The sequence below is a fragment of the Paraburkholderia mimosarum LMG 23256 = NBRC 106338 genome (assembly GCF_000739815.1).
Taxonomy (GTDB): domain Bacteria; phylum Pseudomonadota; class Gammaproteobacteria; order Burkholderiales; family Burkholderiaceae; genus Paraburkholderia; species Paraburkholderia mimosarum.
In genome coordinates this window covers 89,793-102,203 of sequence record NZ_BBJJ01000010.1, presented here as the reverse complement: position 1 = coordinate 102,203, position 12,411 = coordinate 89,793, and the positions used below count along the sequence as shown (strand labels likewise).

The window sequence follows — 12,411 nt, the reverse complement described above, 5'->3', positions numbered from 1 at the left end:
GCCCAGCCAGGCAACCATGCGCCGGCAAGCCCGTCAAATGGTCCGCGAGAAGCTTTCGCGCTGCTGTGCGCCCAGATAACGATCGAAAACCATCGCGATGTTGCGCACCAGCATGCGTCCTGCAGGCAGCACCTCGAGGCGATCGGCGCTGCGCGCGACGAGCCCGTCGCGTTCGAACTCGCGCAGGCGTTCGAGTTCGGGGGCAAAAGCCGCCGGGAAGCGCACGCCATACGCGGCCTCGAACTCGTCGTAGCGCAGTTCGAGATTGCACATCAGCTCGGTGATGATGTCGCGGCGCAGACGGTCGTCGGCGGTGAGGCGAACGCCTTTCCTGATCGCCAGCTCTCCCGCGTCGATGGCCGCTCCGTATCCGGTCAGGTCCTTGGCATTCTGCGCGTAGACGTCGCCGACCTTGCCGATCGCCGACGCGCCGAAGCCGATCAGGTCGCAATCGGCGCGTGTGCTGTACCCCTGGAAATTGCGGTGCAGCGTGCGTTGCACCTGGGCGCGCGCGAGTTCGTCGGTAGGTAGTGCGAAATGATCCATGCCGATGTACACGTACCCCGCGTCGGTCAGCTGCTCGATTACCAGTTGCAGCAGCGCCATGCGCTGCGCGGGCGGCGGCAGGGTGGTTTCGTCCATCTGACGCTGCATTTTGAACAGATGCGGCATATGCGCGTAACCGAATACCGAGATGCGATCGGGTGCGAGCAGCAGCATCGTCTCGAGCGTGCGGCGAAAGGTACTGACGTTCTGGTGCGGCAGGCCGTAGATCAGATCGACGCTGATCGATTCGAAGCCGTTCGCGCGCGCGGCGTTCATGACGTCGACGGTGAGTTCGAGCGGCTGGATGCGGTTGACCGCTTTCTGCACGACGGGATCGAAGTCTTGCACGCCAAGGCTCAGCCGGTTGAAACCGAGCGAGCGCAGATGGGCGACGGTCTGCGCCGTGGCTTCGCGCGGATCGATCTCGATCGAGTATTCGCCTTCGTCGTCGGGCAGCAGCGTGAAGTGTTCGCGCGTGGCGGCCATGAGCGCGCTCATTTCGTCGAGCGACAGAAAGGTGGGCGTGCCGCCGCCCCAATGCAGTTGCGAAACCGGGCGCTTCGTGTCGAACAGTCGGGCCTGCAGAGCCACTTCGCGGATCATCTGCTGGAGATACGGTTTCGCGCGGCCACGGTTCTTCGTGATGACCTTGTTGCAGCCGCAATAGAAGCAGACCGTGTCGCAGAAGGGGATATGGAAGTACAGCGAGAGATCGGTTTCGCTCGCGCCCGGATCGGCGGCGGCCCGGCGGTAGTCCGCGGGATCGAAGTCGTCGCGGAACTGCAGGGCTGTCGGATAGGACGTGTAACGTGGGCCGTTGGCGCCGTATTTGGCGAGCAGGTCGGGGCGAAAGAGCAGGTCGGCGTCGCTCATGTAAAGCTCACTGGGAAGGCGGCGCCTTGGCGGGCTCGCCCCGCGACGCGGAACGCCGTGCACGGGTGGCGTGTCCTGGAGCGCCAGATGCACAGAGTGTAAGAGCCCGTCAGTGCATGCGATTGTGTAAAAAGGTCGCATATCGGCGATGGCACAATACGTCTGGTCCTTCGATGCGCGCGCTGCCGCGTCCGGACCCAATCCGTGAGCGTTTCAGGAAACCGATGTGAGTCCCGTTTTTCCCGCCGATGTTTCCGCGCATGCGTGCCGTCCCGGCTGTGGCGCCTGCTGCATCGCGCCGTCCATTACGAGTCCGATTCCGGGCATGCCGAATGGCAAGCCGGCCGGCGTGCGCTGCGTTCAGCTTGGCGAGGATCTGCGCTGCATGATCTTCGGCTCGCCGTTACGTCCGGCTTGCTGCTCGGGGCTGCAGCCGCAGCCCGACATGTGCGGGGGCTCGCGCGAGGAGGCGATCGTCTGGCTCACGCGTCTCGAAGCGCAAACTGCGCCGCCGCCAAAATCGCTGGCCTCTCGCTGAGCGAGGCGCAAACTGCGTCCGCCCGGCGGTATGCGCCAGAATGACGGCGCCGCCCGGACGTCGCCGCGTAAGGTCGGCTAACCGGCCAGCCCGCCCAAAAGGAGAATCCGCATGATCCACACCGCAACGCGCGTTTCCCGGCGCGCCTTCCTGTACGCAGCCTGTGCCGCGGCGGGGACGGCGATGTCGCTCGGCGCGTGTGCGACGGGGATATTCCCGTTCATTCCCGACCACTACACGTTTTCGCAGCAGCAGGTGCAGGACGCGGTGCAGCGCAAGTTTCCGTATCACCGCTCGATGCAGCAGATTTTCGACGTCTCGCTCACGAACCCCGTCGTGACGCTGCAGCCCGATCGCAACCGCGTGGCCGTGCGGCTCGACGCGCACCTCGAAAGTCCGCTGATGCAGCAGCCCGTAAGCGGTGCGTTCACGGTATCGAGCGAGCTTGCGTACGACGCCGCGAGCCGCGCCGTGGTGCTCCGGTCGCCATCGGTCGACGGCGTCGACATGGCCGGCAACGCCGCCGCGTACGCGCCGCAGGTGAACGCGATCGCGGCGCTCGCCGCCACCCAGTTGCTCAACAACTATCCGGTCTACACCTTCAAGCCCGACCAGCTTCAGTTTGCCGGCGTGAATTACGAACCCGGTACAATCACCATCCTTACAAACGGCATACGCGTACAGATCGTCGAGAAGTAAGCAGACGAAACGCCGGCGCGCACGGCCGCCGCGGGTCGTGCCGCGAGGCTTCGTGCGCCGTCCTGACGCCCGCTTTCACGAATAAGAGGACTAGAAGGGATGGACTGGATATTGACCTGCAAGGCCTTGATTCTCGGCATCGTCGAGGGGCTCACGGAGTTTTTGCCCGTTTCGAGCACGGGCCATCTGATCGTCGTGGGCAGCCTTCTCAATTTCGAAGGCGACTTTGCGAAGACCTTCGATGTGGCGATCCAGTTCGGCGCGATTCTCGCGGTGTGCTGGGAGTTCCGCCGCAAGATCGGCGATGTCGTCGTAGGGCTGCCCACGCGGCCCGATGCCCGGCGCTTCGCGCTCAACGTGATCGTCGCCACGATCCCGGCGGTCGTGCTGGGCCTGCTGTTCGAGAAGGCGATCAAATCGGTTCTGTTCGCGCCGGTGCCCGTGGCGTTCGCGCTCGTCGGGGGCGGCCTCGTCATCCTGTGGGTCGAAAGCCGGATGCGGGGCCCGCAGGGGCTGCCGGTCGCCGCACAGCACGACGCGCGTGTGAAGTCGCTCGACGAGATCACGCCGCTCGATGCATTCAAGGTCGGTTGCGCGCAGTGTCTCGCGCTGATTCCGGGTATGTCCCGCTCGGGCTCGACCATTATCGGCGGAATGCTGTTCGGCCTCGAGCGGCGCGTCGCGACCGAGTTTTCGTTCTTTCTCGCCATCCCGATCATTTTCGGCGCGACGCTCTATGAACTGCACAAGAGCTGGCAGACGATCTCCGTGGATGAACTCGGGCTCTTCGGTGTCGGGTTCGTGGCCGCGTTCGTGAGCGCTTTCGCGTGCGTGCGCTGGCTCTTGCGCTTCATTGCGTCGCACGATTTCACCGCTTTTGCCTGGTACCGAATCGCCTTCGGCCTCGTGATCCTGTTGTTCGGCTACGGCGGCGGGCTTGGCTGGGACGACTAAAAGCGACGGGCGCCGCATGACAGCGCGGCGCCCGTTTCTCGTTGCAACTCGCGGATTCAGTCGGCGCGGCGGCGGAACACCAGATCCCACACACCGTGGCCGAGCCGCAAACCGCGGCGCTCGAACTTGGTCACTGGGCGATAGTCCGGGCGCGGTGCATAGTCGGCGGCCGTATTCTCCAGCGCCGGCTCCGCGCCTAGCACTTCCAGCATCTGCTCCGCATAGTTTTGCCAGTCGGTCGCGCAATGCAGATAAGCACCGGGCTTCATGCGCGAGACGAGCAGCGCGACGAATTTCGGCTGGATCAGGCGGCGCTTGTGATGGCGCGCCTTGTGCCACGGATCGGGGAAGAAGATGTGCACCCCGTCGAGGCTAGCGGGGGCGATCATGTGCTCGAGCACTTCCACGGCGTCGTGCTGGATGATGCGGATGTTCTCGAGATTCTGCTCTCCGATCAGCTTCAGCAGGGCGCCGACCCCCGGCTCGTGGACCTCGACGCCGAGGAAATCCTCCTCGCGGCGCAGTGCTGCGATTTCCGCCGTGCTGGCGCCCATGCCGAATCCGATCTCCAGTACGCGCGGCGCGTGGCGGCCGAACACGGCGTCCCAATCGGCGGCCTCGGGCTGGTAGGGCACCACGAAGCGCGGGCCGAGTTCGTCGAGCGCGCGGCGCTGGCCGGTCGAGACGCGGCCGGCGCGCGTCACGAAGCTGCGGATGCGACGCAGGTGCAGCGCGTCGCCTGCCTGGGCGTCGGGTTGCTCGTTCGCATCGGAGGCGGCGTCTTCTGCGTCTGACGGCGCGCAGTCGGGACGGACTTCGTCGTTGGGATCGTGATTCATCTTCGCGGATAGGTGTGAGAGCGGCGGATTTCGCGGCTTTCGAAAATGCGGGCGGCTTGCGCCATCGGCATGCGATGCCATGTGGCGGCGGGGCCCCGGCTGTGCCGGGCCGAATGCGACGTGCGCCGCTTTCGGCCGTTGCCCGGTGGGCGCGGCGGCCGCAATGGCCGGGTTGCCGGTCCGCCCGAAACGGCAGCTGTCTGCCGTAGCCAGTTCGGCCGCCAGGGCGAGCGCGGCGCGCTTGAGGCCCGGTGGCTCCGAGGCCGTCGCGCATTATATCAGCGCGGCCGGAGGGCTCCGGGCACCAGCCCGGGAGCGCCAGTTGGCCGCCGCAGCGCCGGGGTCATCGATTCAATCCGCCGAAACGACAACTCGCATGCGCGTGGGTTCGTACAGATCGAACGCATCGACACGCCCGGCGCGTACGTCGAACAGCAGTTGCGTGAGGTCCTCGGCTGCGGCGCGCAGGCGCTCGGCCTCGGCCGGCATGCGTTCATCGGCGTCAATCAAAAGGGCTTTGCGCGAGCGCACGATCAAGGCGATCGCGCTCGGCCGGGACATGAAAAATTGATCCATCGGGGGACTGGTGCGCCAGAGGCGCACGGCGAGTCGTTGCGGCGATCCTGCGAAATCCTTCGGGCTCGCCGGCGGACCCGCTCGCGGCGCATACGGCAGAACACGACGCGCGCCAGAGTGCATTGTGCAACAGTGGAATTCAGATCGCGCCGGGCATGCGCCGGACAAGCGCCAGCAAGGCAGGCATGGCGGCCGGGGAGGGGGGCGCGGCTAAAACACCGTGGTCTCGCGCGGCGGTGGGCGACCCTGCGTGCCTACCTGCCTAAGTGGAGCGGGCGATGGGAATCGAACCCACGTCATCAGCTTGGGAAGCTGAGGTAATAGCCATTATACGACGCCCGCAGAGCGCGCCATTTTACGCGGTTTCGACGGGTTTGCGCAATGACGCGGTCGAAGGAAGCGGCGCGAGGAACGCGCCGCCGATGGTGCGAATCGCTGAGGGGGTGCCCTCAGATGCCGAATAGCGTCAGCGAAACGGCTGCGCGTGTGACCACCATAAGCAGCACCTGAACGATCACGAAGAGCAGGATCGGCGAGAGGTCGAGTCCGCCCAGATTCGGCAGGATGCGTCGCAGCGGATTGAGGAACGGCGCCGTCAGCTGATAAAGCACCGGCATTGCCGCCGAGCGCGGGTTGAGCCACGAGAGCAAAGCCATCAGGATCGTCAGCCAGATCAACAAATTGAGCGCCCATTTCACGAGCGTGAGCAACGCGACGATCAGAAGCGTCGGCAGAAGGCCCAAGGGGTCGACTCCCGCAATCCACACCATCAGCAGCACATACGCGATGGCCGCAAGCAGCGCGGCGACCACACTCGCCCAGTCGATGCCGCGCACGCTGGGGATCACGTGCCGCAGCGGCAGCACGAGCCAGTTGGTGACCTGCTGGATGGCGTGAGTCACGGGGTTGTACGGCGGCACCCGCACGTATTGAAGCCAGGCGCGCACCAGCAGAGCGGCGCCGAACAATGTGAAGACCGTATTGAGCAGAAAGCGGGCGATATCGCCGAACATCGGTGTCGTTTCCTTCGTGTGTTGAGTTGCGGCGCGTCTGGCGTGTGGCGGCCGAAAAGGGTGTCGAGGCTGCCCGTTCCCTATTGCGGAACAGGTCAGACTGACACCTTGATCTCGCTAATCAGAATCGTGCCATTTCCGCCGTCGGTGTAGTTGGGAATGTCGTCGAGCAGCGTATCGGCATGCGGCTGGAATGCCGCGTAGAACGCATCCACCGACTGGAACAGGAAGTGCCCGGCTGCGACGTAAGGCGGCGGCGTGCCCGGCGGCCCCGCATTGATGCCGATGTCGACGGACCAGCCCTTGAGCGAGTCGCCGAAAAGCTTGGCTGCGAGCGGCATGTGATGCGTGCAGTAGTATCCGGTGTCGAAACGCCCGTTTTCGCGATACGGATAGAGGATGCTGACCTTGATCATTGTGCGTTCTCGTCGGTGAGTCCTGTGGGCGCGCTGCGCGCGCCGTCGCCACATTACCACGGCTTACGCGTCGCCAGTATCCGCGATCGATACTGCCGCGCGGGGTAGGCGCATGCGCGGTGGCCGTCCTGTCCTGGCGCGGACCTGAAAGTCACTAGTCTTGGCACACATCACGGTTTTCTGTGAACAGCTACAGTGTTTCTGTCAGATTGTGCTTGCCATGCGCATAGCGGCACAGACGTTGTATTGAGCCGCGCGTCGCGCCCAATGTTCGTTGTCGTACCGATCACGCCCCTATGGTGCGACTACAAATGACGCTGGAGGCAACGAGGGCGCGTTCTTGAGGTGGCACGATTTATGCTGGCGGACCGACGGCACACCCTCGGCGGCTGAGACCAGCATGAGGTGGCCTCAACGAACAGTGCGCAGCGCATATACGGCGCACATGAGGCTATCGCGCAACAGTGCAATTCTTGTCGCGGAATCTCAGCACAATACTTTTCATCGTTTGGTTTCGTTGTTGCAGTCGTGCAATTGGGTTTGTTCCTGTCGGTAGTCCGATTCGGGGAGTTCACCATGAGCATCTTCGCTTACCGAAAGCATCTGCGGTTTCTCACGCCGGTTCAACGCCGCTGCTGGTGGGACCAGAAGAAGCGCCTGACGCCGCGCGTGCGCATCAGCGGCGCCTACGTACCGCCGAGCGTCACGCGCGAATTCACCTACGTGAAGGTCGGATAGCCAGGTTCGCGCATTGCAGCGGCGGCGCTGGTACCGCCGCCGGTTGAATAAGATGCCCGGTCCCGCGACCGGGCATTGTCGTTTACAGCGCGGGACGTGCCTCGGGCGGCGGCGGCCCCGCGACTAATTTGTAATCGAACATTACCGGGAAAGTGGCGTTTCCGCGCCTCCATGCCGGTAAGAATGAAAGCTCGCCCTGCCTCCAGCCATTCCCCGCCCCGATCCGGCGGCCCTTCGGCGATTTTTCGCCGCAGCCGCGCCCGCTGGGCCCGATGCCCGTTCGGATTGCCCGCAGCGGGGATTGCAATTCGAAACAAATGGCTACCAATGCCGGTCACTATTTTCGATACATTGAACGCGTGGGCAGTGCCCGTTATTGAAAGGCGCCGTTGGCGGCCGCCAGGAGAAGAGAAGTGAAAAAGACCGTTCCGTTCATCGTTGCCGCTGCGCTAGGCATGGGGTTCGTCAGCGCGGCCCAGGCGCACGTTTCGGTGGGTATCGGTATTGGCATTCCGGTTGCTCCGGCTTATCCGGTTTATGCGGAGCCAGTCTACGCGCCGCCGCCCCCGCCTGTCATCTACGCCCCGCCGCCCGTGGTCTATGCGCCGCCGCCCGCCGTCGTCTATGGCGGCTACGGCTACTACGGCCATCCGTATTGGCGTCATGGTGGCTACTACCGCGGCTACTACGGCCACGGTTATTACCGCCACTAAGCTGACGGGCGGCAGCCGCCCGATCCTGGCTTTAGAAACGGCGCAACGCCGGCTCACGCCGCGTTGCGCCGTTTCCTATTGCGCCGAGCCGGACATGCCTGACCCCCATCACGTTGAGCCGGCGCCTTGCAGAATCAGATCGTGGTAGCCGTGCACGATCACGCTGTACGAAAAGTATGCGAACAACAGCGCCGAGAGCATGTGGCAGGCGCGCAGCAAGCCGGCGCCGGCGCGCTTGCGGCCATGACTCGCGAGGCTGCACAGGAAAAGCGTCCAGCCGAGGCCTCCCGCGAAAAAGCCCAGCAGGAAGATAGACGCCGCACTTGCGCTCGTCGCGCCCGACTTGGCGATGAGCGCGCCGCCAACGGCCGCAAACCAGAGAATCGCGCTCGGAGACGACAGCGCGAGCACCACGCCGCGCACGAAGCTGCGCCACGGTTTCGGCAGCGGCGCGGCGCTATCGGCTTCGCCTTCCACGGGCGGCGCCGAGGCAGGATAGAGCGCTTCGCGTGCCATTTTCCAGGTCAGCATGAGCAGCAGGGCGGAGCCGCCGATCCACACGATCCAGCGGACCGCCGAAAACTGCAGCAGCGCGGCCATGCCCGCCAGCGCCAGCGCGGCATAGATGAGATCGCCAAAGCACGAGCCGAGGCCAAGCCAGAAGCCCGGCCGAAAGCCGTGTGTGAGGGTGAGCGAAATGATGGCGACGTTGACGAGACCAATGTCGAGGCAAAGCGAAAGCGACAGGAAAAAACCATCGGACAGCAGAGAAACGTGAGACATGAAAACGATTTCTTGTTGGTATGGATTGCATGCCGCGCCGGCCCACCCGCGCGAGCGAAAGCGGGCGACATGAACGTTGGCGTCAAATGCGGTTCAAGCGCGGCTCAAGCGCGCCTTAAACGTGCCTTAGACGCCAATACACAGATACTTGAGCTCGACATATTCGTCGATGCCGTACTTCGAACCTTCGCGTCCGAGACCCGACTGCTTCACGCCGCCAAACGGCGCGACCTCATTCGAAATGAGCCCCGTGTTGATCCCGACCATCCCGTACTCGAGCGCTTCCGCCACGCGCCAGACGCGACCAAGGTCGCGGCTGTAGAAGTACGAGGCGAGGCCGAACTCCGTGTCGTTGGCAAGGCCGATCACCTCGGCTTCGTCGCTGAAGCGGAACACGGCGGCGACGGGGCCGAAAGTTTCTTCGCGGGCGATCAGCATTTCGCGCGTGACGTCGGCGAGCACGGTGGGCTCGACATAGCGGCCCGAACTGGCCTTGCCGCCCGCGACGAGTCTCGCGCCCTGGGCCGTCGCATCGTCGATGTGCTGCGTGACCTTGGCGACGGCTGCATCGTCGATCAGCGGCCCCTGGTTGACGCCGCTCTCGAAGCCATTGCCCACCTTGATCTTGCGCGAAGCGGCCGCGAGTTTTTCGACGAAGGCGTCGTATACCTTGTCGTGCACGTAGAAGCGGTTCGTGCAGACGCAGGTCTGGCCCGCGTTGCGGTACTTCGAGATGATCGCGCCTTCCACGGCGGCGTCGAGATCGGCGTCGTCGAACACGATGAAGGGCGCGTGGCCACCCAGTTCGAGCGCGATCTTCTTGACTGTCGGCGCGCACTGCTGCATGAGGATGCGGCCCACCGGCGTCGATCCCGTGAAGGACAGATGGCGCACGACGTCGCTCTCGCACAGCGCGCGGCCGACCTCGATGGAGTTCGCCGAGTCGGCGGTGACGACATTGAACACGCCCTTGGGCACGCCCGCGCGCTGCGCGAGTTCGGCGAGCGCGAGTGCGCAAAGCGGCGTTTGCTCGGCCGGCTTCACGACGATCGTGCAGCCCGCGGCGACGGCGGGGGCGACCTTGCGCGTGATCATCGCGATCGGGAAATTCCACGGGGTGATCGAGACGCACACGCCGATCGGCTGCTTGAGCACGACGAGCTTGCGGTCGCTCGCGGGGCTCGCGAGCACGTCGCCGTTCACGCGCTTGGCCTCCTCGGCGAACCATTCCAGGAACGACGCGCCATACACCACTTCGCCGCGCGCTTCGGCGAGCGGTTTGCCTTGCTCGGCGGTCATGATCGCGGCGAGGTCGTCGGCGTGCTCGATCACGAGGTCGAACCAGCGCCGCAGCACGGCCGCGCGCTCCTTGCCCGTCTTCGCGCGCCACGCCGGCAGCGCGGCACTGGCGGCCGCGATGGCGCGCCTCGCCTCGTCGGCGCCGAAGTCGGGCACCTGGGCGATTTCGGCGTTGTCGGCGGGGTCGAGCACGGCGAACGTCGCCGCACCACCGCTCCACTCGCCGTCAATGTACGCGCGGGTCTTGAAGAGCGCGGGATCATTCAGTTGCGTCAGGCGCTCCGATGCGGACAACATCATCATCGTCTCTCCTCAGGTTCACCTGGCGTCGCGGCTCTTGCCGTGTGCGAGGCGCGATGCGGTAAGCGCGGCGTCGCGAAACAGGCGTCGCGGATGAATCGGCCGGCCCCTCGGGTGGGGCGCCGCGCCGGATCATGCCCGGTCGCGCGGCGCCTGAGCGCTAGCCGCGGCTCAAGCCCAACTCGTCGTAGAGACGGTCGACGCGGGTTTTCACGGCCGGGTCCATCTCGATTGCCCGGCCCCATTCGCGGTCCGTTTCGCCGGGCCACTTGTTGGTTGCATCGAGCCCCATCTTCGAACCGAGGCCCGCCACCGGCGACGCGAAGTCGAGGTAGTCGATCGGCGTATTCTCGACGAGCACCGTGTCGCGCGCCGGATCGATACGCGTGGTGATCGCCCAGATCACCTCCTTCCAGTCGCGGATATCGACATCATCGTCGACCACGACGATGAACTTCGTATACATGAACTGGCGCAGGAAGCTCCACACACCGAACATCACGCGTTTTGCGTGCCCGGGGTAGCTCTTCTTCATCTGCACGATCGCCATGCGGTAGCTGCATCCCTCGGGCGGCAAATAGAAGTCGGTGATCTCGGGAAACTGCTTCTGCAAGAGCGGCACGAACACTTCGTTCAACGCCACGCCGAGCACCGCGGGCTCGTCGGGCGGTTTGCCCGTGTACGTCGAATGGTAGATCGCGTCGCGGCGCATGGTGATGCGTTCGACCGTGAACACGGGGAACCATTCCTGTTCGTTGTAGTAGCCCGTGTGGTCGCCGTAGGGGCCTTCGAGCGCGTGCTCGTAGGCGGCGCTCGCGCCTCTGGCGGGGCGCGGCGGTGCGCCGGCGGGCGCCGGGCCGGGCTCGCCCGCCTGCGGGTAGATGAATCCTTCGAGCACGATCTCGGCGCGTGCGGGAATCTGGAGCGTGTCGACGCCGGGCGTGAGGCATTTCGCCAGTTCCGTGCGGGCACCGCGCAACAGGCCCGCGAACTGGTATTCGGAAAGCGTGTCCGGCACCGGCGTAACGGCGCCGAGGATCGTCGCCGGGTCGGCGCCGAGCACGACCGCGACGGGATAGGGCTTGCCGGGGTGCTTCAGCGCGAACTCGCGGAAATCGAGTGCGCCGCCCCGGTGAGCGAGCCAGCGCATGATCAGCTTGTTGCGGCCAATCAGCTGCTGGCGGTAAATGCCGAGGTTCTGGCGCGTCTTGTTGGGCCCGCGCGTCACCGTCAGGCCCCAGGTGACGAGCGGGCCGGCGTCGCCTGGCCAGCAGGTCTGGATGGGCAGCTTCGCGAGATCGACGTCGTCGCCCTCCCAGACGATCTCCTGGCAGGGCGGCGCGCTCACGGTCTTCGGCGCCATGTCCCAGACGGCCTTGGCAAGGGTGAGGAGCTTGCCCGCATCCTTCAGGCCGCGCGGCGGTTCGGGCTCTTTCAGCGCCGAGAGCAGGCGTCCGACGTCGCGCAGCGATTCGAGCGCGGCACCGTCGCCCTCTTTGGCGGTGTCGGGCGTGTCGATGCCCATGCCGAGCGCGACGCGCCGAGGTGTGCCGAACAGATTGCCGAGCACGGGGAACGCGTGGGTCGAACGGTTCTCGAAAAGGAGGGCGGGACCGCCGGCGCGCAGGACGCGGTCGCACAGTTCGGTCATCTCCAGCACCGGGGAGACAGCTTGCGGGACGCGGCGCAATTCGCCGAGCGTCTCCAGGCGACCAACGAAGTCGCGCAGGTCTTTGTATTTCATCGGGGTCGGTCGTGGCAACTGTAACTCGGTGGGCAACCGGCAGGCCCATTCGCACGGCAGGATTCCGGGGCCGTATCGGTGGCTGCGCATTACGGCCAGCAACAAGGGCGACCGTAACAGAAGGTTACGATTGTCGATTTTACCTGTGTCGGGTGGCGCTCGTTCGCGGCGAGTCCGCATAACCGGGCGCTGCGGCGCCTGGCGCGCGGTTTGGAGCCCGATGAACACCGTTTATCATAACAAATAGTTATAGATTTGAATTTCTATAGTATTGACGATCTATAACAGGCTGCTAGAATCCGTCCACATTGGTTGCAGGGTTTGAAATTTTTAGCCACCTTCCCGGTCCTTCAGACGCAACGCGTCGCCGTTTTGCCGAA

13 protein-coding genes and 1 tRNA gene are annotated in these 12,411 nt (G+C 64.9%); 5 read left to right on the top strand and 9 right to left on the bottom strand.

Going from position 1 to position 12,411, the window contains the following annotated elements:
• Positions 1-33 precede the first annotated feature (33 nt).
• Positions 34-1,419: an oxygen-independent coproporphyrinogen III oxidase gene (gene hemN, locus BMI01S_RS11015; RefSeq protein ID WP_028211552.1), complete on the bottom strand. Its 1,386-nt coding sequence runs from the start codon at positions 1,417-1,419 to the stop codon at positions 34-36.
• 226 nt (positions 1,420-1,645) lie between these two features.
• On the opposite strand from hemN, the gene BMI01S_RS11010 reads away from it, so the two are divergent.
• From BMI01S_RS11010 to BMI01S_RS11000, 3 genes are all read left to right on the top strand, one after another.
• On the top strand, positions 1,646-1,957 hold the full coding sequence (locus BMI01S_RS11010; protein WP_028211553.1) for a YkgJ family cysteine cluster protein: 312 nt from the start codon (positions 1,646-1,648) through the stop codon (positions 1,955-1,957).
• 111 nt (positions 1,958-2,068) lie between these two features.
• A complete protein-coding gene (locus BMI01S_RS11005; protein ID WP_028211554.1) occupies positions 2,069-2,656 on the top strand; it encodes a DUF1439 domain-containing protein in 588 nt (195 codons plus the stop codon).
• 99 nt (positions 2,657-2,755) lie between these two features.
• A complete protein-coding gene (locus BMI01S_RS11000) occupies positions 2,756-3,610 on the top strand; it encodes an undecaprenyl-diphosphate phosphatase (protein ID WP_028211555.1) in 855 nt (284 codons plus the stop codon).
• 56 nt (positions 3,611-3,666) lie between these two features.
• On the opposite strand, the gene trmB is transcribed toward BMI01S_RS11000, so the two are convergent.
• The 5 genes from trmB to BMI01S_RS10975 form a co-directional block, all read right to left on the bottom strand.
• A complete protein-coding gene (trmB, locus tag BMI01S_RS10995; RefSeq protein ID WP_028211556.1) occupies positions 3,667-4,449 on the bottom strand; it encodes a tRNA (guanosine(46)-N7)-methyltransferase TrmB in 783 nt (260 codons plus the stop codon).
• Between the two features lie 351 nt (positions 4,450-4,800).
• Positions 4,801-5,052 (bottom strand): hypothetical protein, encoded by a 252-nt coding sequence (locus BMI01S_RS10990; protein WP_154671193.1) that lies wholly within the window; start codon positions 5,050-5,052, stop codon positions 4,801-4,803.
• A gap of 240 nt (positions 5,053-5,292) precedes the next feature.
• Positions 5,293-5,367, bottom strand: a tRNA-Gly gene (locus BMI01S_RS10985).
• A gap of 107 nt (positions 5,368-5,474) precedes the next feature.
• The gene (locus BMI01S_RS10980; protein WP_028211558.1) at positions 5,475-6,038 is read right to left on the bottom strand and encodes a YggT family protein; all 564 of its coding nucleotides are present in this window, start codon (positions 6,036-6,038) and stop codon (positions 5,475-5,477) included.
• A 95-nt stretch (positions 6,039-6,133) separates the two neighbouring features.
• Positions 6,134-6,454 (bottom strand): EthD family reductase, encoded by a 321-nt coding sequence (locus BMI01S_RS10975; protein WP_028230519.1) that lies wholly within the window; start codon positions 6,452-6,454, stop codon positions 6,134-6,136.
• Between the two features lie 576 nt (positions 6,455-7,030).
• Between BMI01S_RS10975 and BMI01S_RS41900 the strand changes: the two genes are divergently transcribed.
• Both BMI01S_RS41900 and BMI01S_RS10970 read left to right on the top strand, forming a co-directional pair.
• The gene (locus BMI01S_RS41900; protein WP_167334412.1) at positions 7,031-7,192 is read left to right on the top strand and encodes a hypothetical protein; all 162 of its coding nucleotides are present in this window, start codon (positions 7,031-7,033) and stop codon (positions 7,190-7,192) included.
• A gap of 413 nt (positions 7,193-7,605) precedes the next feature.
• Positions 7,606-7,905, top strand: coding sequence for a hypothetical protein (locus BMI01S_RS10970; protein ID WP_028211560.1), 300 nt, complete (start codon positions 7,606-7,608; stop codon positions 7,903-7,905).
• Between the two features lie 108 nt (positions 7,906-8,013).
• On the opposite strand, the gene BMI01S_RS10965 is transcribed toward BMI01S_RS10970, so the two are convergent.
• The 3 genes from BMI01S_RS10965 to BMI01S_RS10955 form a co-directional block, all read right to left on the bottom strand.
• Positions 8,014-8,688, bottom strand: a complete 675-nt coding sequence (locus BMI01S_RS10965; protein WP_028211561.1) for a LysE family translocator — start codon at positions 8,686-8,688, stop codon at positions 8,014-8,016.
• A gap of 126 nt (positions 8,689-8,814) precedes the next feature.
• Positions 8,815-10,290 carry an NAD-dependent succinate-semialdehyde dehydrogenase gene (locus BMI01S_RS10960; protein WP_407668967.1) on the bottom strand — a complete coding sequence of 492 codons (1,476 nt, stop codon included), beginning with the start codon at positions 10,288-10,290 and terminating at the stop codon, positions 8,815-8,817.
• Between the two features lie 157 nt (positions 10,291-10,447).
• Complete coding sequence (locus BMI01S_RS10955) at positions 10,448-12,031, bottom strand: UbiD family decarboxylase (RefSeq protein ID WP_028230520.1); 1,584 nt, start codon at positions 12,029-12,031, stop codon at positions 10,448-10,450.
• Between the last annotated feature and the right edge of the window lie 380 nt (positions 12,032-12,411).